22 protein-coding genes, 1 pseudogene and 1 CRISPR repeat array are annotated in these 19,072 nt (G+C 45.9%); of the genes and pseudogenes, 19 read left to right on the forward strand and 4 right to left on the reverse strand.

Annotation, left to right across the window (positions count from 1 at the left end):
- The first annotated feature begins 4 nt into the window (after positions 1-4).
- The 6 genes and pseudogenes from cas2 to AOU00_RS23230 all read left to right on the forward strand — a co-directional run bounded on the left by cas2 (position 5) and on the right by AOU00_RS23230 (position 4,713).
- A pseudogene (gene cas2, locus AOU00_RS23210) lies at positions 5-294 on the forward strand (CRISPR-associated endonuclease Cas2).
- Between the two features lie 181 nt (positions 295-475).
- A CRISPR array of direct repeats spans positions 476-1,180; the repeat unit is 32 nt; unit sequence GTCGCACTCCATGTGAGTGCGTGGATTGAAAT.
- A 292-nt stretch (positions 1,181-1,472) separates the two neighbouring features.
- Entirely contained in the window at positions 1,473-1,655 is a 183-nt protein-coding gene (locus tag AOU00_RS23215; RefSeq protein WP_061829392.1) for a hypothetical protein, read from the forward strand.
- Positions 1,656-1,987: 332 nt separating this feature from the next.
- The gene (locus tag AOU00_RS23220; protein WP_061829391.1) at positions 1,988-3,382 is read left to right on the forward strand and encodes a helix-turn-helix domain-containing protein; all 1,395 of its coding nucleotides are present in this window, start codon (positions 1,988-1,990) and stop codon (positions 3,380-3,382) included.
- A gap of 364 nt (positions 3,383-3,746) precedes the next feature.
- A complete protein-coding gene (locus AOU00_RS25995) occupies positions 3,747-3,914 on the forward strand; it encodes an aspartyl-phosphate phosphatase Spo0E family protein (protein ID WP_081330748.1) in 168 nt (55 codons plus the stop codon).
- Positions 3,915-4,019: 105 nt separating this feature from the next.
- Entirely contained in the window at positions 4,020-4,214 is a 195-nt protein-coding gene (locus AOU00_RS23225; RefSeq protein ID WP_061829457.1) for a hypothetical protein, read from the forward strand.
- Positions 4,215-4,338: 124 nt separating this feature from the next.
- A complete protein-coding gene (locus AOU00_RS23230) occupies positions 4,339-4,713 on the forward strand; it encodes a DnaJ family domain-containing protein (protein ID WP_061829390.1) in 375 nt (124 codons plus the stop codon).
- Positions 4,714-4,777: 64 nt separating this feature from the next.
- On the opposite strand, the gene gluQRS is transcribed toward AOU00_RS23230, so the two are convergent.
- Positions 4,778-5,773: a tRNA glutamyl-Q(34) synthetase GluQRS gene (gene gluQRS, locus AOU00_RS23235; protein WP_061829389.1), complete on the reverse strand. Its 996-nt coding sequence runs from the start codon at positions 5,771-5,773 to the stop codon at positions 4,778-4,780.
- Positions 5,774-6,089: 316 nt separating this feature from the next.
- Here gluQRS and hrpB point away from each other — a divergent pair, with 316 nt between their 5' ends.
- The 6 genes from hrpB to AOU00_RS23265 all read left to right on the forward strand — a co-directional run bounded on the left by hrpB (position 6,090) and on the right by AOU00_RS23265 (position 13,198).
- A complete protein-coding gene (gene hrpB, locus AOU00_RS23240; protein WP_069291751.1) occupies positions 6,090-8,618 on the forward strand; it encodes an ATP-dependent helicase HrpB in 2,529 nt (842 codons plus the stop codon).
- A 118-nt stretch (positions 8,619-8,736) separates the two neighbouring features.
- Entirely contained in the window at positions 8,737-9,324 is a 588-nt protein-coding gene (locus AOU00_RS23245; RefSeq protein WP_061830310.1) for a general stress protein, read from the forward strand.
- Between the two features lie 270 nt (positions 9,325-9,594).
- Entirely contained in the window at positions 9,595-10,767 is a 1,173-nt protein-coding gene (locus AOU00_RS23250; protein ID WP_061830311.1) for an acyltransferase, read from the forward strand.
- Between the two features lie 142 nt (positions 10,768-10,909).
- Positions 10,910-11,554 (forward strand): CatB-related O-acetyltransferase, encoded by a 645-nt coding sequence (locus AOU00_RS23255; RefSeq protein WP_069291752.1) that lies wholly within the window; start codon positions 10,910-10,912, stop codon positions 11,552-11,554.
- A 257-nt stretch (positions 11,555-11,811) separates the two neighbouring features.
- The gene (locus AOU00_RS23260) at positions 11,812-12,174 is read left to right on the forward strand and encodes a replication termination protein (RefSeq protein ID WP_013310011.1); all 363 of its coding nucleotides are present in this window, start codon (positions 11,812-11,814) and stop codon (positions 12,172-12,174) included.
- Positions 12,175-12,193: 19 nt separating this feature from the next.
- Positions 12,194-13,198 (forward strand): Gfo/Idh/MocA family protein, encoded by a 1,005-nt coding sequence (locus AOU00_RS23265; protein WP_061830313.1) that lies wholly within the window; start codon positions 12,194-12,196, stop codon positions 13,196-13,198.
- Positions 13,199-13,291: 93 nt separating this feature from the next.
- On the opposite strand, the gene AOU00_RS23270 is transcribed toward AOU00_RS23265, so the two are convergent.
- Positions 13,292-13,861 carry a TraR/DksA C4-type zinc finger protein gene (locus AOU00_RS23270; protein WP_061830314.1) on the reverse strand — a complete coding sequence of 190 codons (570 nt, stop codon included), beginning with the start codon at positions 13,859-13,861 and terminating at the stop codon, positions 13,292-13,294.
- Between the two features lie 142 nt (positions 13,862-14,003).
- On the opposite strand from AOU00_RS23270, the gene AOU00_RS23275 reads away from it, so the two are divergent.
- The 7 genes from AOU00_RS23275 to AOU00_RS23305 all read left to right on the forward strand — a co-directional run bounded on the left by AOU00_RS23275 (position 14,004) and on the right by AOU00_RS23305 (position 18,082).
- A complete protein-coding gene (locus AOU00_RS23275) occupies positions 14,004-14,381 on the forward strand; it encodes a DivIVA domain-containing protein (protein WP_023988297.1) in 378 nt (125 codons plus the stop codon).
- A 97-nt stretch (positions 14,382-14,478) separates the two neighbouring features.
- A complete protein-coding gene (locus AOU00_RS23280) occupies positions 14,479-14,913 on the forward strand; it encodes an Rrf2 family transcriptional regulator (protein ID WP_013310015.1) in 435 nt (144 codons plus the stop codon).
- Between the two features lie 24 nt (positions 14,914-14,937).
- Positions 14,938-15,438 carry a metallophosphoesterase family protein gene (locus AOU00_RS23285; protein WP_061830315.1) on the forward strand — a complete coding sequence of 167 codons (501 nt, stop codon included), beginning with the start codon at positions 14,938-14,940 and terminating at the stop codon, positions 15,436-15,438.
- Positions 15,439-15,473: 35 nt separating this feature from the next.
- Positions 15,474-15,800 (forward strand): (2Fe-2S) ferredoxin domain-containing protein, encoded by a 327-nt coding sequence (locus tag AOU00_RS23290; RefSeq protein ID WP_069291753.1) that lies wholly within the window; start codon positions 15,474-15,476, stop codon positions 15,798-15,800.
- A 127-nt stretch (positions 15,801-15,927) separates the two neighbouring features.
- The gene (locus AOU00_RS23295; protein WP_069291754.1) at positions 15,928-16,206 is read left to right on the forward strand and encodes a hypothetical protein; all 279 of its coding nucleotides are present in this window, start codon (positions 15,928-15,930) and stop codon (positions 16,204-16,206) included.
- Positions 16,207-16,312: 106 nt separating this feature from the next.
- Positions 16,313-16,915, forward strand: a complete 603-nt coding sequence (locus tag AOU00_RS23300; protein ID WP_069291755.1) for a nitroreductase family protein — start codon at positions 16,313-16,315, stop codon at positions 16,913-16,915.
- 243 nt (positions 16,916-17,158) lie between these two features.
- Complete coding sequence (locus tag AOU00_RS23305) at positions 17,159-18,082, forward strand: NAD(P)/FAD-dependent oxidoreductase (protein ID WP_069291756.1); 924 nt, start codon at positions 17,159-17,161, stop codon at positions 18,080-18,082.
- Between the two features lie 10 nt (positions 18,083-18,092).
- On the opposite strand, the gene AOU00_RS23310 is transcribed toward AOU00_RS23305, so the two are convergent.
- Together AOU00_RS23310 and AOU00_RS23315 are read right to left on the reverse strand one after the other, a co-directional pair.
- Complete coding sequence (locus AOU00_RS23310; protein WP_069291757.1) at positions 18,093-18,422, reverse strand: hypothetical protein; 330 nt, start codon at positions 18,420-18,422, stop codon at positions 18,093-18,095.
- 142 nt (positions 18,423-18,564) lie between these two features.
- Complete coding sequence (locus tag AOU00_RS23315; protein ID WP_007430161.1) at positions 18,565-18,885, reverse strand: winged helix-turn-helix transcriptional regulator; 321 nt, start codon at positions 18,883-18,885, stop codon at positions 18,565-18,567.
- Between the last annotated feature and the right edge of the window lie 187 nt (positions 18,886-19,072).

The following is a 19,072-nucleotide window of genomic DNA, read 5'->3' on the forward strand; positions in this document are numbered from 1 at the left end:
GATCTTGTTAATACTAATTACGTATGATGTAAGTACATTAGATAGAGAAGGCAGAAAAAGACTGGAAAAGGTTGTGAAAAGGTGCGTAGACCACGGACAAAGGGTGTAAAATTCCGTGTTTGAGTGCATTTTGGATTCGACCCAGTTCCGCCGTTTAAAATATGAATTAGAAGAATTGATAGACAAAAAAGAAGACAGCCTGCGTTTCTACAACTTTGGAGATAGCTATAAAAAGAAAGTAGAGCAATAGGGGCTAAGGAAGCTTACGATATGGAAAGCCCACTGATTTTATAAGGTGCGAATGTGAAGCTCACATAAAAACCCCGGGTCCTTCGCACCTCGAAATTTGTCGAAAAGTATTAAAATTGCTATTTAACCGTAAAAGTCAATAGTTGATCCAAGCTTATTTGACATCAGTTTTTGCGACAATGTGTAGAATTGATATCATAAGGGTATCAATTACTGCATTTTCGCTGTCGCACTCCATGTGAGTGCGTGGATTGAAATACTTGACAGGCCAAGCAGTAGGGGCGCGTGTTCGAGTCGCACTCCATGTGAGTGCGTGGATTGAAATAAGACGCAACAAAGCTAAACGCTATTGAACAGGAAGTCGCACTCCATGTGAGTGCGTGGATTGAAATATTTTTCTTGTGCATCGTTTTATTTCTCCTTGATGTCGCACTCCATGTGAGTGCGTGGATTGAAATGGATCCGTTATCGACGCCAACGGCGCATGGCTGACGTCGCACTCCATGTGAGTGCGTGGATTGAAATTTCCAGCAGGGCATCTTTAATGCCACTAATACTGTCGCACTCCATGTGAGTGCGTGGATTGAAATATATAAGACCTCCTAGTAGAAAAGCCCACCTTTTAGTCGCACTCCATGTGAGTGCGTGGATTGAAATTGTATAGACCGTGTGCGGTGCGAACACATAGTAAGGGTCGCACTCCATGTGAGTGCGTGGATTGAAATCTTGGATGATCGCATTTACAGCCATACGGCGAACGCGCGTCGCACTCCATGTGAGTGCGTGGATTGAAATAATATCTTAGGCAATTCCTCGCACAATTCAGGACAGGTCGCACTCCATGTGAGTGCGTGGATTGAAATCGCAAAATGAAAACGCGAGAGCAACAAGCAAAAATCGTCGCACTCCATGTGAGTGCGTGGATTGAAATGTCATGAGTCTAGCCGGGGTTGTCATAAGTGTAAGTCGCACTCTGTATGGAGTGCGTGGATTGATATTATCTTGCCGTTACTATTTGTGTAGCAGAGGTGCTATGTCGCATTCCATGTGAGTGCGTGGATGGTATGAAAAAGAAGGCTTGTTTCGTGGCCTGCCCAGCAGTGAATAGGTGAAAATTTCTTCTTAACGGATTTCTTATTCGACAAATTCCCCCTTACTTTTATGCAACAATTAACTAACATTTACAATGGTTGAAGTATAAATTAAGGTGGGAGTTGCTGCTTATGAGAATTTCCATGAGTAAGTTTTTAAAGCGCTATGCAGCGATTTTGTTGGGCTACGCAATATGTATAGGGTTATTTTACGCTTTGGGATATAAGATGAGCGCTATGGGAATCTATGCAATTTTGACAGGAATTGTGACTGGAGAAATAATCAACTTCGTATTATCAAAGCGAGAGAAATGAACCTAGGTATCCCCTGATTGCATCAACATCAGGGGATTTTTCATGTAATTAAAAGGTCCAACAGAGTTTCTGCACGGGACCTCTATATCATTTACTGGTGAGAATGCACATAGGGAAATGAATCCGTCATGTCAACTCTGTGAAACCTTTTATTTCGGCAATCCAATTTTACTTTTGCTATTCGTTTTCACAATCTTCCCTTGTGTGTGAGTTATGCTGAATTTTCGTTATAAACATTAGCTGCATAATATATTGACAGATGGTTAATTATGGAGAAGAATAGAGGGTGATTTTTAAAATAATGGAATTTTTATGTGAAGGGTGGTTATGACTTGAAGCATACACCTACGATTTCAGCGGAGTTTGAGGATTATCTAAAACAAAATGATATGACGTTGAGTCAATTTGCCGAATATTCAGGGGTTCATCAAAGAACACTTAGTCATTGGATTACTCAGCATCGTCCTGTTTCCATACAGCAGCTAGACCGAATCACTGTGGCTATGGATTTGCCAGAAGGCTATTTTTACGATCTATACATAGAAAATTACATCATTGACCTTTCCCCGAATTTTAGGCGAATCGAGCCATTATTGTATCGTTGTGCGGAGCTGGACAAGCTGGATGCAATCCGTCGAATGGTTGGACATATCATGGATAATCCGCTGTATGCGACTAGGCTATTTGATGTTGCAGAAGCATTATTTGAACAGGGACGACATGCTGCTGCGCTGCCTCTCTATGAGAATGTCGCAGAAGTGGAGAAATATCAGCATTCTGAACGCTTGGCCACCTGCCAATATCGTATATTCTCGATTCAAGTTGGAGACGACCAAAGCCGTAATCTCAAGGCAGCAACGCTATTTGAACCCTTCGTGGAACGTCTGGATGAAATAGACCAGCTTGATGCGCTAAAAGATTTGGCGAATGTGTATCGATCTTTGCGCTTGTGGGACAGGCTTGATGTGACCGCTCGAAAAATGAGAGATAAAGCGGAAATCCAATATACATTAGAGCATCAGCAGAAAAAGCGAAAGTCTGCGGAAATTGAAAAGAGGCTGAGCCGTCCATTGTTTGTGTATATCACCTATGCTGATTTATTGTGTGCAAGTGTCTGTGAAGCCCAAGGTGATTATCAACAAGCTCTACAATATACATACGCCTACGTTAATTTAGATTGGGTCAAAGAGACAGATGAGGATACTCTGCATTGGATTAAACTATTTCAAAATTGGGCGCTATGTAATACTTACGTTAATAAATTATTATCCGGAGATATAAGTGTGCTTCCGGATTATGTTGAATATATTAGTGTATCATCAAACACCACTAAAGAAATGGTTACTCAACTATTGAATATTATGATGGCGGCTAACCGATTTCAAGTTGATGTGGATGAAGTACTTAAGCAGTTCGAAACGGAGATCGATTCGATCACCCAACAGCAACCATCTGCTGATATGTACACTCATCGAGTGGTTCCAGAACAATTAACGCGTTTTAAATATGAACTGGCTAAATACTACTTAAATAAAGGTAATTATTCATATGGATTTAAAAATTTACTAGACGTTTTATCTAAATCATTAGTCATTAACAAAGAAGCCTTTTTCATTAGCTGCATAAGATTATTTGAGCAGTTCAAACAATTTGCAGACTTTAGATTGTGTACAAAGTATGAAAGTTTAGTTAGAGAAGGGCGAAAAGAAAGATTATTTTATTATTAATAGTTATTAATCATTTCTCAGTGTTGATTCCAAGTTGAATAAAATAAAATATATATGGAAAACGAAGAAGGCAGAATGTTGCTGTGCAAGTAAAGCGGTCGCCTTTACCACGGATTTTAACCTTAATCTGACTTTATTCAGGAAATACAGGGGCGGTGACGATGGGAAGCAATATCGGGCTGCGTAGTGAATCAATAGTTGAATTTTAAGTTCATTTTGTAGGAGTCTGTTGCATTTTAAATAAACATAAAACGCCAAAAAAGTGCCTCTGGAATGCTCCAGAAGCATTTTTTTTGTCGAGCAAATTTTCAAAAAATCCAAAAATTTACGTTTTGTATTAGGATATGACACAGAAGGGGGAATCATGCTGATGAATCCAGGTGTGACTTTACTTCGTGTCGAACGGGCCAGAAAAAGACTGTACCAAATTCAGAAGAAATACGGATTTTTAACGCATCCCAAAGTGATTGAACAATCCATGAAACTGGATGAACTATTGAATCAATACCAAACCTGCAAAATGAAATCTTAGCTAATGTGTGTGCAAGACGCGCTTTTAAAGGAAGAAGACGAACTCCAATCCCCAAACCCCAATCAAAATTCTAAATCCTATACTTATGAAGAGGTGGTAACGTTGTTGAACAAACGAAATCCTGTAACTCCTTTTGGCTGGAAAATCAAACAAAAGCTAGTTGAAATTCAAATGGATCAGAGAACTTTTTGTGACACCTATCATATTCCTGCTAGCCGTTTGTCCAATCTCATTCACGGAACACGTAAGGCCAAAAAATATAGAGTACAAGTATCTCAATTGCTTGGGATCGAAGAATAACCCTCTTTCTCCTTTATGGATACAGGACATCCTAATGATATGTAAGCTACAGTGGCAAAGGACTCTAGGGTTCTTTAATATAGATTGTACATAGGATGTTTAATACAAGGAGTGGAAAGGGGCGATGGGGATGTTCTCCAGAATGGCAGAGCAGAAGATTGCCGAGGCGATGGCCAAAGGTGAATTTGATCATTTGCCGGGAGAGGGCAAGCCACTGGTCATCGAGGATTTGTCACATGTTCCAGAGGAGCTGCGGATGTCGTACAAGCTGTTGAAGAATGCAGGCATTTTACCGGAAGAGCTTCAATTACAAAAGGAATGTGTCCAGCTACGTGATTTGCTTCACGCTTGTCATGAGGCAGGAGAGCGAGAGCGGATCAGTCGCAGGCTGACTGAAAAATCACTACGTCTCCGTATGCTGCTGGAGGAAAGAGGGCTGAATACGTCGTCTGTATTTTATGAATATGAGTCCGCTATGCGTAAGCGACTGGAGGAATAGAAGCGAGAGGAGCAAAGGGCGGAATGCCCTTGCCCGTACACTTTGATTTCTGTGCTTTACCTCATTACCGTTGCAGTGCAGATAATCTCGTGAGGCATTGTTTCGTCAGGATGACAGGTTCTTTGGGCAGTTTGTCCAAATGAAAGTCATCGATTAAATCCTCAGCCTTCACAGGCTCAGGTGAATCCAGTAGCCCGGAAAAATAGGCGAGCCAGCCAATGACTGCTTCCGGTGTAACCCCTTGTCGGCGCATAGCTCGGAGTGCTACGCCACCATGTCGTTTGGCCAGCCTTCGCCCATCAGGGCCTAGGACAAGGGGAACGTGTGCAAAACGTGGCGGCTGCAACCCAAAAGCTTGGTACAGCAATAGCTGACGGGGAGTCGAATCGAGAAGATCATACCCGCGTAGTACGTCGGTCATATGCATATCCGCATCATCGATAACGACAGCCAGCTGATAGGAAAACATGCCGTCGGCTCGTTTGACGATAAAATCGCCCCCCTCAGCCGCACCAAAGGCCACATGACCTGCTACCTGATCATGAAACGAAATAACGGCATCTGGATATTGCGGTACTTTAAAGCGAAGTGAAGGGAGTTTATATTGTGCTTTGGCTACGACATCTTGAAAGCTAAGATTACGACATGCCCCTGAATATGCGGGTCCTTCACCAGACAGTCCATGTGGAGCATGGGCGGCGGCCAGAATGTCGGCCCGACTGCAAAAACAAGGATACAGTAAATCTTGCCTCTGTAGTTTCTCCAATGCAGACTGGTAGCGTTCCAGCCGTTGGCTTTGAGTGTAGGAACCGTAGGGACCGCCTACGTCGGGTCCTTCGTCCCAATTCAGCCCGATCCAGCGCAAGTCTTCCATAATCCCTTGCGCCAACTGGCTGCGAGCTCGCGTCATATCAATATCTTCCATGCGCAAAATATAGGTTCCGCCCAGGGAACGAACGTGCAGCCAGGATAATAAGGCAGTACGAGCGTTTCCTAAGTGTATCCATCCCGATGGTGTTGGGGCAAAACGCCCTCTGATGGGTTGGGCCTGTAATTCCATACGAAAGTGACCTCGATTCTATGTTCCGTCCTTCAGCAATCATATCAACCATATTATAAAACGAACTTGCCGCGAGTGCATCCCGTATAGGAGCTAACACAGAAAACTTACATAGCTGCAATGGCCAGACGGGAAATTTAAATATCTGTATAATAGATTTAGAAGAATTATGCACGACAGACCGAAGAGAAGTCCCAGAGGGCAGCTTAGCATTTTCTATTCATTGCTCGATAATTACAGGTAATGAAAAATTCATAATAATATAGAAATTAAAACTTAGATTCTACGCATCAAGCGTATCATTGGAGAGATTTCATTGACAGATAAACAACTGCCTATTATGCAAGTGATCCCCGAGCTTAAACATACACTGCAATCCCATTCGGCGGCGGTACTGATTGCACAGCCGGGAGCGGGGAAAACGACGGTAACACCTCTGGAGCTACTGCATGAGCCGTGGCTGGCAGGGCAAAAGATGATGATGCTGGAGCCGAGGCGTTTGGCAGCGCGTGCAGCAGCAGCGCAAATGGCAAAAGCGCTCGGAGAGCCCACCGGGAAGACCGTGGGTTACCGGGTTCGTATGGATACAAAAGTAGGGCCAAACACACGGATTGAAGTGGTTACGGAGGGCGTACTGACCCGGATGCTACAACATGATCAGGCGTTGGAGGGAGTAGGCCTGATTATTTTTGATGAGTTTCATGAACGCAGCCTGCATGCAGATTTGGGATTGGCACTTGCTCTGCAAAGCCAGGCACTGTTGCGACCGGATTTGAAGATACTGATCATGTCTGCCACCCTGGAGGCAGAGCCTGTATGTAGATTATTAGGGGATGCGCCATTGCTGGAATGTCCAGGCACTGTATTTCCGGTAGAAACCTTTCATATGTCCAAACCTTCGTCAACTTCATTAGAGTCCTTTACGGCTGAGACGGTAGAAAAGGTACTTCATACTTCTGAAGGTGATCTGCTGGTGTTTTTACCAGGGGCTAGAGAAATTCACAGAACGGAACGAGAATTGGCTTCAAAGCATTTACCAGCACATGTCAAGGTCATTCCGCTGTATGGGAGCATGAAGCTGGAGCAGCAGGATGAAGCAATACGTCCGTCGGCTTCGGGCAGTCGAAAAGTGGTATTGGCCACCTCAATTGCCGAGTCTAGCTTGACCATCGCCGGAATCACGGTGGTGATCGACAGCGGACTGTCGCGGGAATCGGTATTTTCCGCGCGGACCGGCATGAGCCGTTTGACCACGGTCAAGGTGTCCAAGGCCTCCGCCGATCAGCGGCGCGGACGAGCGGGCCGCCTCCAGCCGGGCGTATGCTACCGGCTGTGGAGCGCGCAGGAGCAAGCGGCGCTCCCCGATGCCAGCCGCCCGGAAATCGCCGCGGCGGATCTGGCCCCGCTCGCGCTGGAGTTGGCAGCCTGGGGCGTGCGCGAGCCCGCCGAGCTGGCCTGGCTGGATGCCCCGCCTGAGGCCGCGTACCGCCAGGCCACAGGTCTGCTGCACCAGCTCGGCTGTCTGGATGAAGCAGCCGATGGCACTACAGGCAGCATTACCGCGCATGGGCGCGAGGTGTCCGCCCTGGGCACGCACCCGCGCCTTGGGCACATGCTGTTGCGTGCTACGGCCCTCGGCCTGGCACCAACTGCCAGCCGTCTGGCTGCGCTGCTGCAAGAGCGTGACCCGTTCCGCGCTCATGGCGGAACGGATTTGCGCCCGCGACTGGATGCCCTGCGCGAGGCGGCCTATGCCCGCAGCACGCACAGCCTGCTGCGGGCAGCAGACGATACGGTGATTCGCCGTATCGTGCAGGAGAGCCGGCAGCTGCTAGCCAAGCTGCCGACAGCAGCCGCAGCGCAGGACGAGCCTGACGGCTCCGCGGCTTGCGGGTTGCTGTTGGCCTTTGCGTATCCGGATCGGATCGCGCAGGGCCGGGGGGATGGTCGCTTTTTGCTTAGCGGCGGTCGGGGGGCGCGACTCGGACAAGTGGAGTGGATGTCGCGTTCGTCCTATCTCGTCGCCGCTGAAGTGGACGACGAGGGAGCAGACGGTGCTATTCAGTTGGCGGCACCAATTGAACTGCAAGAGCTGGTCGAACATTGCAGTGAAATGCTGTTGGAACAAGCTAACGTATACTGGGATAGCTCCGCCTCAGCAGTGAGAGCCCGCAAAGTACTGCGGCTGGGCTCACTTGTCTTAAAGGAAACGTCCTATGAGCGACCTCCGGCAGAGGAAGTAGCTGCTGCCTTGATGCAGGGTGTCCGTGAACGAGGTCTAAAGCTGCTGTCATGGAATCGGCAAACCCTCCAGTTGCAGGCGCGTTTGATTTTTATGCACTTCTCGGCCCCTGAGGACTGGCCGGATTGCACGGAATCGGCATTGTTGGATTCTCTGGAAGCGTGGCTGCTACCTTTTGCTATAGGAGCCAAAAATGTATCCGATCTGCAACGGCTTGACAGTGCTGCATTGCTGCTTGGCAGGCTGGATTGGGAACAGCGGCAGCAGCTTGATCAGGAAGCGCCGACGCATATCCGCGTACCCAGCGGTTCCCGCATTCCTGTCGATTATTCAAATCCTGAGGCACCAGCGCTGGCCGTACGACTACAAGAGTTGTTCGGTATGGGGGATACGCCTCGTATTGGACGCGGACGTGTGCCAATTGTATTGCATTTACTGTCACCTGCCCAGCGACCTGTCCAAGTGACTTCCGACTTGTCCAGCTTCTGGAGCGAGGCTTATTTTGAGGTCAAAAAGGATCTAAAGGGCAGATATCCCAAGCATTATTGGCCGGATGATCCACTGGAAGCTGTGGCGACCAACAGAGCAAAGCCAAAGCGTTAAATAGAAGCTATTTTATGCTAATCGACTTTTTGAATTTTTGTAAAACGTTTAAACGTCATTATAGTGGGGTAATGAAAAACGAACCACTCAACACTAAAATATTTGGGAGGTAACTATCATGGCTAATAACTTAAACGATTATAACGAAAAGAAAATTGTCGGTGTTTTTGATACAGAACAGGAAGCGTCTCGTGCGATTGGACAATTGCAGAGCAAAGGAATTCCAAGCAGTGAGATTTCTGTGATCACACGTGACCGTGACGATCTAAGGGCGATTAGTGAAGAGACAGGCACGAAGGCACCGGAGGGTGTAGCGACAGGTGCGGCTACAGGTGGAGTTGTAGGCGGTGTCGCTGGCTTGCTGGCAGGCATCGGGGCCTTGGCTATTCCGGGTATCGGACCTATCCTTGCCGCTGGACCTATCGCGGCTACTCTTACCGGAGCAGCTGTCGGAGCGGGAGCAGGTGGCTTGGTCGGTGGACTGGTCGGGCTGGGCATTCCAGAGGATGATGCACGTCAATACGAGACATACGTCGATCAGGGCAAGATTTTAGTGCTGGTGGATTCCGCTGACCATCACAGGGATGTTTATGATATTTTCCGCACCAACCGTTCGCTGAATGCGGATCGTTACAGAACGTATGATGATACGGTGGCGGACACGCCGCGTACAGATGTGTACACAGATACTAGAAGGAACCTGTAAACACTTTACGGCTAGTTAAGAAAGTGATGTACAGTAGGCTTTCCTATTTCCTTTGTATATAGGTTGTTTTTACAGCAGCAGTCTCCCTGAGAGGGAGGACTGCTGCTTTTACATATTTTTACTCATTGATAAACCTGAGATAAATGATGCTTTGCATGCCGTTGGCACGTTTAACCTTCTATATATTTTTACAGAATTGTCGTTATAATAGATTGAGGATTTTGCAAAAATCCTGGATTTATAAATTGCTAGATGTAACAGGAGAGTGACATGAGTCAAAAAGAGAGAATTTCCGAAGTCGCTTTGCTGAGAGGGCTGGCTTTTGCGGCCGTTGTTCTTCAGCATTCCGTCGCACACTATGCGGTTGCGCAGGGGGCGCGCATCCAGGACGGGGTATTGATGACACTTTTACTGCTGTGTTCCAAATTTGCAGTTCCTGTGTTTGTATTTATCACTGGAATGGTGCTATTTTACAATTATGATGGAGCCTTAAAGTACGGAACGTTTTTACGTAAAAGATTCATGGACATCATCGTTCCTTATATCATATGGTCTCTTTTATACGAATTGGGAAATCAGCTTGCCCAAAGTGGTGGATATATTCACCCGCTGGATTTTTTCCAGAAGTTGTTGAACGGGAAAAGCAGCTATCATCTATGGTACATCGTTATGATTATTCAATGTTATGTGCTATTTCCGGTGTTTCGTTATGCGGTCCGTCATTTGTCTGCGCTACTGCCGTCAAAATGGCGACCCGCTGCATTGGCTGGATTTGGCGTACTATATATTTTGCTCATGTTCGCCGTTGGACCCGTATACCAAGCGATGGATAAGCTCCAGCTTCCGGTCATTACCTCTTGGTTTACCCTGTACGCTGACCGGAATGTGATCTATTTTTTCTTTTATTTTGTGCTAGGAGCGGCAGCCGGGATGAACGTCAAGCGTTGGAATGCTTGGGTAACCAAAGCACAGATGATATACTGGCCGTTGTTTATCGTGATTACAGGCTACTTACTGTATGAGATGATCGGTCAGTTCCAGACGCCGCGAGGTACAGTTCTTTCCTTTAACTATTTGTCTCTGCTGCGTCCGGTCATGGCTGTATATTGCGTTGCGTCTATTTTTGTAGCTTATCGGGTAGCGACGTGGATTGCTCATAAGGGGGGACGTGCGGCGAGTATGCTGACGGCCATCGGAACGTTGTCCTATGGAGCGTATCTCATGCATGCCTTTATGCTACGTGTGACCTATTATTTTGACGAGAGGTTGTTTGCAGACTGGAGTCACGTTCTTCGTACGCTGGCTTCATTCGTTCTCTGTATGATCTTTTCCGTTGCCGGAACATGGCTGCTGGCACGTTTGCCTCTGGGCAAATGGATCGTGGGGCTTCGGGTTCGTCCTCGCCCGACTGGAGGTCCGCCAGCCTTACAAAAGCAAGCCTGATTTGATAACCCAATCACATATGTTCACAGGAGTATCCCAAAGCCAAGAAATAAGGCCAAGGGATACTTTTCTATCTACATTTGTTTAATAGTATACATACTGATAGACTGGATGTTCACATCCATATGGGGAGGGTCGCAAAATGAGTGGTCCAGATATAAGAAGCGTTTTTCCAATGAAAAATATTAGAAGTCTGTGTTTTTTGAACAATGTAGTGGTTAATCCATATATCGAAATCGGGGATTATACCTATTATGACGATGATGATAACCCTTTGGATTTTGAGAAAAATGTCCTTTACCATTTTGATTTTATAGGGGACAAATTAAAGATTGGTAAGTTTTGCGCGATTGCAGCCAAAGCCAAATTTATTATGAATGGCGCTAATCATAATACAAATGCGTTTACCACTTTTCCTTTTGGAGCGTTTGGTGGAGATTGGGAAGTTGGTGTACCCAATTTAAGTGGGGGCTACAAAGGGGACACTGTGGTTGGAAATGATGTTTGGATTGGCTACAATGCTAGCATTATGCCCGGAGTTCAAATTGGTGATGGCGCGATCATTGCGTCAAATGCCGTGGTGACTAAAGATGTTCTGCCATATTCCATTGTAGGAGGAAATCCCGCGAAGTTAATTCGTTATCGGTTTGATGAGGAAACTATAGCTATGCTCCAAACACTGAAATGGTGGGACTGGGACATCCAAAAAATAACAGAATATATTCCTGTTTTGACAAGTAACGATACGGAGGCCTTAAAACAATTAATCCAGTCTTCGCAATCGTAACTCTATTTTTTTAGCTTTAGTTACATTATTTCAACATATGAAAAATTCATAATAGAAAGAACAATAAAATCATTTCTCAGCGCTTCGCACACTACTCTATATCGCCTCATTCTATATCTCTCACCATCTTAAAACAGGTCACAAGGGATGGAGAGTTCTCATAAACTCTTATCTCATCAGAGGAAATAGTGTATGGACGCAGAGTGGTTTATAATGGAAGATAAGGTGCACGAATAAGGTGTGGAGGAGGCTGTGAAATGGCGTTTATGATATCCCAGCGGGCTTTTATCAAAATTTATCTGATCACAATGGTGGAGAGGCATCGCGGTTATGGATATCAGATGCTCGAATCGATGAAGGATGAGTTTAGTGGCTTTGGATATGTTCCGCCTCAGAGCGAGGTTTACCGGGCGCTGCATGAGCTGGTACAGGAAGGCGTTTTTTACCGTACCAAGCGATTGAAAGGAACAGACCCGCGCGTGGATTTTCAGGAGATTGTACTCTATCACTTTACAGATGATGGGGAGGAGAAAGCACGATTGTACAAGAAGCAGGTCAAAGCTGATTTGGACCGTTGCTTAGGTATGCTGCATAAAGCGGAACAAGACAACTATTCCTAACCACGAAAGGATGAGAATGATGGGTAGAAAGCTGAAATGGGGAATTTTAGGCACTGCGGAGATCGCCCAAATCGCAGTAATTCCTGCGATTCAGCAATCTGAACGCGGAGAAGTGCTTGGGATTGCTAGTCGTAATGCGGATAAAGCCGCTGAGGCCGCCCGGGAGTTCGATATTCCAAAAAGTTATGGAAGCTATGATGAACTGTTGGCTGATCCCGAAATCGGAGCGGTGTACATTCCGTTGCCAAACCATCTGCATGAAGAGTGGACCATTCGGGCAGCGGAGGCTGGGAAGCACGTTTTGTGTGAAAAACCATCTTCTCTTAGCTCGGCTGGAACAAGCCGCATGATTGAAGCATGTCAACGTGCAGGAGTGATCTTTGCAGAGGCTTTTATGTATCGCTATCATCCTAAACATCGAAGAATTAAGGAAATTATCAATAGTGGGGAAATTGGTGACATTCGCGGCATCCATTGCACGTTTACGTTTAACAATACCGATCAGGCAGATAATGTGCGCTTTAATAAAAACATGGGCGGCGGCTCGCTATATGATGTGGGCGTCTATCCGATATCAGCCGCTCGTATGTATTTGGACCGGGAGCCGGAGGCAGTGACGGTACATGCCTTATTTTCCCCGGAGCATGACAACGTCGATATGATGGCTTCCGGCTTGCTGGAATTTCCGGGTGGAGTCAACCTTACTTTCGATTGTGGCATGTGGGCAGCCAACCGTTCCAACATGGAAATTCTCGGTAGCAAGGGTACGATTGCGATGCCCAAAATGTTCGGTTGGGAAAGAACGTCTGTGGTACCGCAAATTTTCGTCCACGTCGGTTCGGTTACGCGTGAGGAACGTCTGAAAGGTTTTAATTCCTTTGAACTGCAAGCGGATGCTTTTGCTAAAGCGGTGCTTGATGGTGTCCCGTTGCCGTATGAGCCAGAAGATGCGGTGAGCAATATGAAGGTGATCGACGCTTGTATTGAGTCAGCTCGCAGTCGAAAACGGATAGAAATTGGATAAACGGGATCACCGTATTCCCGTAAGGCATAAAAAAGCAGCCTGTCCAAAGGACAAGCTGCTTTTTTAGATGAACGAATACATAAGCGTATAGCATTACATATTTTCATCATAATCAGTGACATCACGCTTGGCGGCAGTTGCAGGCGAGTTCGATGTACCGTATTTTTCTACGGCATCCCATGCGCCCGCATCGTCAAATCGTCCTGCATTTCGTTGGCGAACCTCACCCGCACCCTTGGGTGGCGGAGTCATGACCTGTTCCTCTACCGGGCGGTCATTCGATAATTCTCGAGTTGGCGTGTGCTCGACGGTATAGGCTGTATAGGGAATGGCTTGCAACCGTTCAAAAGGAATTTCTTCCCCGCTCTCCACACATATCCCGTACGTTCCATCCTTCATCCGTTGAAGGGCTGCATTGACCTGCTCCAGCTCGTCTTGCAGCGAATCATTAATCGCCAGATCACGGGACCGTTCAAAGGTTTCTGTCCCTATATCAGCGGGGTGGTTGTCATAGGACGAGAGCTCACCTGTAGAATCTGTCAGTGTTTCTCCCAATGGAGCGTTTTCCTGACCGTTTTGTTCAAAATGCTTTTCTAAATCCTTTTTCTGCTCCAACAACATATGTTTCAGCTCTGCAAGCTGCGAATCGTTCAAGTGGTTCATGATCATCTCCCCTTCGTGGTCTGGATAAGTGACACGTATGCTCTTTTATACCCGTTCATAGGGCTGGGCAATCAGCAGAGACTTTTATTCCCAGCCTAGAATGTGATATAAAAAGAATAGTGTGTTAAGGAGGGAATAACCGATGGATGAACATATGAAGCGTCGTCTGGATAAGCAAAAGCAGTTGTTTAAGCAACTGGGCATTCAGCTGGACGCGCTCTCCATTCATGAGAAACAGTTTAAGAATAAAATGCGCGGCTATGATCCGGACGAGGTGGATGCCTTTCTGGATGAAGTGATCAAGGATTACGAACGCTTTTATGCGAATATAGCCGACCTGATGGACAAGTGGCAGGAGCAGCAGGCAACCATACGTGATTTGAAAAATGCACCTAAGCCTGCCGCCGACCTTAATGGACTTGACCGTCGTCAACTGGAGGATATCGTTAAGCAGTTGGAATATAGTGTACGCCAATTAAAAGTGCGAGTACGTCCTGAAAATGACTATTTTCCGGAGTAAGGTGCAGTAAGCACTGTGTTAGTGCCTCTATTGTGGTATGATGGAAACATGCATTTTACCAAACATTTAATGAGGCACACACATAAAGGTGGTTAACATGAGTACCCATTTTTCCGTTAGTATCCATTGTCTGCTTCTTCTGGCTGAAGGGGCACCGGAGCGAATGACATCGTCACTTATTGCTTCCAGCATCAATACAAACCCGGTAGTTGTGAGAAGGATTATGAGCCGACTCAAGCAAGCGGGTTTGGTGGATTCGTCGCCTGGAGCACGCGGCTTTCGTCTAAGCATGTCCAGTTCAAACATCAATCTGAAAATGATCTATGAGGCGACCAAGGATGAAGGTCCGTTGTTCGCCATCCATACCGATAGCAATCATAATTGTGAGGTAGGCAGGAACATAGACGCATTGTTGGATGGTTTATATACCGTGGCAGAGCAGAAAATACAGGCGTTTTTCGAGACCGTTACGCTGCGAGATCTGGAGCAGGCACTTCAGCAGCGCGTGGGGCAACAAAGTTCATCTGTGTAAAGACGCTGGTAAGGAGAAATTGATATGAAAATCATCGTACTTTCAGACACTCATATGCCGCATAGAAGCAAAACGTTACCTAGTCGGCTTGTACAGGAGTTAAAAGGCAGTGACCTCATTCTCCATGCCGGAGACTGGACGGATTGGTTCGTATATGAACGTCTAGCTGAATTTGCGCCTGTGCAAGGCATTGCCGGAAACAATGATGGAATGGACATTGTGGAGCGTTTAGGCTATCAACGAATCGTTGAAGCCCAAGGCAAGCGGATCGGTATGGTACACGGTCACGGCTGGCGAGGCTCGACAGAAAATATCGCATTGAATACGTTTAAGGGAGAAACGCTGGATTGCCTGATTTATGGACATTCGCATATTCCGGTGGTCAAAACGATTGACGGTCAGCTTGTCCTTAATCCGGGGTCTCCGACGGACAAACGCGGCGAAGACGAATATTCATTCATCGTGCTGACGATTGAAGCTGATCAGATGGAAGCACAGCTTGTTCTTTATCCAGATAAACATTGATTTAAAACCAACAACTGTTGATTAAAGGGGAAGCTATGGCTATTTTTGAATTAGAACCAATGAAGCATCATGTGTTGATCTGCAATGGAGGCACATGTATGCGACATGAGGGTGAAGAAGTTACACAGGCAATTCGGGATGAAATTCGTAAACAAAATGCAGAAGCATATATTCACACGACCAGAACTCGCTGTAATGGGCGTTGTCATGATGCTGCGGTTGTGATCGTATATCCTCAAGGGGACTGGTATGGTCAAATGACCCCCGACTCGGGGACTCAACTGGTGCAGAAGCTCGTAACGAGAGAGAAGCTGGAACCTCATCTTTTTCATGAGTGTACAGGTCAATCCAGCTCGGAATAATCCAATCAACCATCTAGTACATGAGTAGAGAAAATCTTTGCGGAGATTTTCTCTTTTTTGCGTTTAATCCCCGATGTGAAAGGTAAAAGTATAATGTGGACACCAATCCGATAGGGAGGGAAGTAAAATGGCCCCATTTGAAGATAACCTGCACGATCAGAATGAGCAGAAAGGACAGACGGGGAAAGGAACAACGGAGTCTAAACATCAGAAACAGTCGATCAATCGAGATCATGCAGAGCAGTATCCGACAGAGCAGGAAAGCTTGTTCGACCGTTTTGAGATCGAGCAGACGGTAGACGCCATTCCTGTAGAGGATTTGAAGATGGAAAGACAGGAGGAGAGAGACAAGGATGCAACCAAGCACACCTCTTCCAGTGAGAAAAAATATAATAGTGGCGTATAATCATCAACTAACTGGTAATATTTAAAAAGAAATCTCTTGACTTTAAGATATATGTAATGTATATTAAGTTACGAAAAGTAATTAATTTTTCTCAGGAGGTAACAAAATGGCTAAAGACTTCTTCACAGCTCTGAAAGACAGACGCTCCTATTATGGTATTAGCAAAGAACAGGTCATTTCTGACCAACGGATTCAAGAGATTGTAGAGGAAGCTGTTAAGTACACACCTACCTCTTTCAACTCCCAAACATCACGTGCTGTAGTGTTGCTCGGAGAGCATCATGACAAACTGTGGAATATTACAGAAGGTATTTTGCGGGAAGTGGTAGGTAATGAAGAACAATTCAAATCTACTGCTGAGAAAATGAACGGTTTCCGCAGCGGTTACGGAACAGTCTTGTTCTTTGAAGACAACAACGTGATAGCTGGTCTGCAACAACAATTCGAAGCCTATGCGGACAATTTCCCAATCTGGGCTAACCAATCTAATGGTATGCTGCAATTGGTTGTATGGACGGCTCTGGAACAAGAAGGACTGGGCGCATCCCTTCAGCATTACAACCCATTGATTGATGAAAAAGTGAAAAACGAATGGAACATTCCTGAGCATTGGAAACTGATTGCTGAAATGCCATTTGGTAAACCGACATTCCAACCAGGTGAAAAAGAATTCCAGCCTGTTGAAGAACGCGTAAAAACATTTAAATAATTATAATTTTCACGATAAAATGATGATGATTCAGGCTCGACCTGGTAAAGCACTGTGGGTATCCACAGTGCTTTTTGTCATTCCATTTTTAAGGCATATAAGCTTTGATATGTACGGACACAGGGGTTAATTCATCCGTTAGTGGGTGATATTATGTTTAAAATTGGATGAGAAGTTTACATTGGTGTTATTGCGGTTTTATGCAGATGTCTAGGATAACGCGCATTCAAAGGAGGAAAAATGATGAACTATGATTGCATTATTGTTGGTGGGGGAATTGCCGGATTGCAAGCAGCGATTCAATTGGGGAGATACAGCAGTCATCGAGTTCTAGTGATAGATTCGGGCTATGGTCGATCTACGCTGTGCCACCAGTATCATAATATTTTGGGCTTTCCTGACGGAATTTCTGGTGAAGAGCTGCGACGGCTTGGACGTAGTGAAGCCACAAAACTAGGTACTGAGTTTATTGAAGGGAAGGCAGTAAAAGCCACCAAAAGAGGTGAGCTTTTTGACATTCAAGTGGAGGCAGAAACCGTGTATTCATCTAAGACGCTGTTATTAGCTACAGGGCTAACGGACCGTTTTCCAAAGCTGGATGGTTTACAAGCCTGCTTGGGCAACAGTGTATATGTGTGCCCGGATTGTGACGGTTATGAGGTTCAGGATCGCAGCACGGTTGTCATGGGAGCAGGCAAAGCAGGAGCTTCCATGGCACTGATTTTATCAGCGCGCACCGATCAACTTGTTTATGTCAATCATGAGCGTTCAGAGGTGCCGGACGAGCTGATTGTGAAGCTGCAGGAAAAAGGGATTGGCTATAAGGAAGCAGCCATTTCTGAGATTATAACCGGAGAACCGGGCTGTTTTGAAGGAGTGCGGCTGGCTGATGGACAAGTGGTTCGAGCAGAGCGAGGCTTTTTAGCTTTTGGCAGCAATCATGTTCATTCAGAGCTGGCAGAGCAACTGGGTGTACATCTGCTGCACAATAAGCATATTGAAACTCATCCTCGCAGCAAAATGACAAATGTGGAAAATGTATGGGTAGCCGGGGACTTAGGAGCTCATGCCGAGCAAGCGACTGTGGCGATGGGAGAAGGAGCTATGTCAGCGATTTGGATACACAAGGTATTAACTGGTATGAAAACAAAAGTACCGCAGCTCTGAGAGCTGCGGTTTAGAACGATGGGCGAGTACTCGTTGGGAGTTGAAGTTCAAAGCGTTTAAATTGATCGCTAATGCCATACTTACGTAAAATTTCCGCTTGTTTGTTACCGATGAGATCAAAATGCGGATAGGGCTGACGCTGATGAATATATTGGGGGTCTAATCCGTTTTGGTTGCACCATAAGCGCAGCTTGTCCAAATCAGAACATCCCACCTTGGTAACGGTTGTAATGCCTGGAAAGCGATCATCCAGCCAGTAATGTGTCAGAAAAGCAATTTCACCACCACTGACCTTTCTTTTCCAGGCCATAAGCTCCTGCCGGGTAATGCCAAATGCCATCGTTCTCATCCTTCCTTGGCTTATTCTGAAATTATGAGCTGCTGAGCGGTTGTCCCATTATTTTCGTACTATAGTTTGTATTATGATCCACATGGGGTAACACAATAACAGGAGACCATGTGTGGCGACCTCCTGTTAGCAGTTAAAGCCATCTCTCGGCCCAGCTCTCCACACCATTCAATGCATCACCTAGCTCTTTACCCTTGCGTGTCAGCGAATACTCAGTACGCACAGGCCGCTCTGTGATGACATTGCGAAGGATCAGGCCGGAAAGCTCTAGTTCCTTGATGCGTTCGTTCAGCATGCGTTTGCTAAGATCAGGTATAGAGACGTGAATTTCACTAAATCGTTTGGGATGTTCCATCAAAGTATGAATGATGAGAGCGGTCCATTTTTTGCTGATGATCTGAAAGGACTGTTCCACCTTACCGCACAAAAGCTTAGGCTGCCTGTCGTCGCTCATCTGAATCCCCTCAATTTCATTGTTGTTTTAAACAGTATACTAAAAGTAACTCTGTATACCAATAGTAACTATAACGCTTTGTATCAACTGTGACATATTTAACAGTTTTTTCTCTTTCCTTTCGTCAATCATACCACAGAAAACGTTATCATTACAGGATATATCGACTGTTCACGATTTCGCTAAA

The organism is Paenibacillus polymyxa, from assembly GCF_001719045.1.
GTDB classification, from domain to species: Bacteria; Bacillota; Bacilli; order Paenibacillales; family Paenibacillaceae; genus Paenibacillus; species Paenibacillus polymyxa_B.